This window comes from Longimicrobium sp., assembly GCF_036554565.1.
Lineage (GTDB): Bacteria > Gemmatimonadota > Gemmatimonadetes > Longimicrobiales > Longimicrobiaceae > Longimicrobium.
In genome coordinates, this window is record NZ_DATBNB010000406.1 from 1 (window position 1) to 1,649 (window position 1,649).

Annotated in this window: 2 protein-coding genes; both read right to left on the reverse strand. The window is 69.9% G+C overall.

Annotated elements, in window-relative coordinates:
- Positions 1 to 861: GGDEF domain-containing protein (locus VIB55_RS11195; protein ID WP_331876746.1), on the reverse strand; the 861-nt coding region annotated here is incomplete at its 3' end.
- A gap of 92 nt (positions 862 to 953) precedes the next feature.
- A complete protein-coding gene (locus VIB55_RS11200; RefSeq protein ID WP_331876747.1) occupies positions 954 to 1,361 on the reverse strand; it encodes a hypothetical protein in 408 nt (135 codons plus the stop codon).
- Between the last annotated feature and the right edge of the window lie 288 nt (positions 1,362 to 1,649).

The window sequence follows — 1,649 nt, forward strand, 5'->3', positions numbered from 1 at the left end:
GCACCGCAGCACCTCGTCGCCCTTCACGTGGCCGTGCACGTCGTTCACGCGCTTGAAGCCGTCCAGGTCGATCAGCAGCAGGCACGAACGCCTGCCCGCCTTCACCCGCTCCACCTCCGCCGCCAGCTCGTCGTCCAGCACCCGCCGGCTGGCCAGCCCGGTGAGCGGATCGATGCCGGCCTGCATCTCCGACAGGGTCCAGCGCTGCGCGGTGGCCACGCCGAAGGTAAAGATCAGCAGCAGGAACCCGCCCCAGAACGCGCCAGGCGCCCCCGGCACCAGCCGTATCCAGGGAACCGCGCCGTACTCGGCCAGCAGGTCCGCCAGCACGCAGACGCCGAACACCGCGATGCCGCCCAGCACCAGCCGGGCCAAGGGCGCGTTCCCCCGCGCCAGGATCGCGACGCGGCTCACCAGGATCACCACGCCCAGCAGCACCACCACGTCCACGCCGTAGTGCAGCACCCGCAGCTCGGCCGCCGGCAGGATGAGCGTGGCCGGGACGCATCCCGTGAAGGCCAGCAGCGCCGCCGTTTCCCACCAGCGGAAGCGCACGTTGAAGAGGGTGCGGATCAGCAGGGCGATGGAGACGCCGGCCACGACCTCGGCCAGTACCATCCCCCGGAAGCGGGTCATCCCCGGGAATACGGCGCTGAACAGCGGCGGCGAGTAGCACAGCCCCAGCAGCCCCACGCTCAGGGAGAGCAGCGCGAACCACAGGTTTTCGGACGCGTGCCGCCGCATCCCGTAGAAGACGAGATGATACAGGCCGATGGCCGCGAACATCCCCACCAGCCCGGCGATGGCGGCGTCGCGGAACGGCGGGACGGCGGGCGCGGCCTGCGCCAGGACCAGCATCATCAAATCACCAACGCATCAACTGGGAACCCATGGATACGCCCCAAGCCGCGGACCCGAACGGGCCGCGGCTTCGTCACTGCAGGAACCTCTGGTCAGGCGAGCGCCGGGGTTCCGCCCTGCCCCTGCAGCTGCCGCTCGCGAATGCGGCCGCCGATGTACGCGTACGGCATCACCGCCAGCAGGTTGTAGACGTTGAACCAGGCCGGCGTGTCGTTCCACGCCATGATGGTCACCGGAATGCTCATCGCCAGCGCGATGCTGCCCATCACCAGCGCGTGGAACAGCGGCCGCGACGGGGCCAGGCGGGCGGTCACGTAGCAGCCCAGGATTCCGAACGCCGCCACGTACGCGCACACCAGGACCAGTGCGGCCGGGTCCGTCACCGGCCCGCCGGCGGGGATCAGCTCGGGGGCCACCTTCGCCAGTACGGCGTTGGTGCCGATGTTCAGAACGGCGGTCAGCACGAAACCGACGGCGATCGCGACGATGCTCTTCATCATGCATGCTCCGGTGGGACGGATGAGCGGGATTCAGCGAGGACGGGTAAACAGATGCGTTTCGCGGGCGCGGCGGTCAAGAGTTCCGTCCGCGCCCGCGGAAACGATGGGTGTCGATGAAGGATCAGCCGCGGGTGACGCGCAGCCGGACGACGTAGTTCTCCGGCGCCGGCTGGCCCGCGGCGGGGAGCGGATCGAGTCCGACGACCTCCACGCGATACCCCTCGTGGCGCACGACGCGGGGGTCGGTGTGGGTGTTCAGCTGCACCGTGCGCGTGGCCTCGCCCTTCT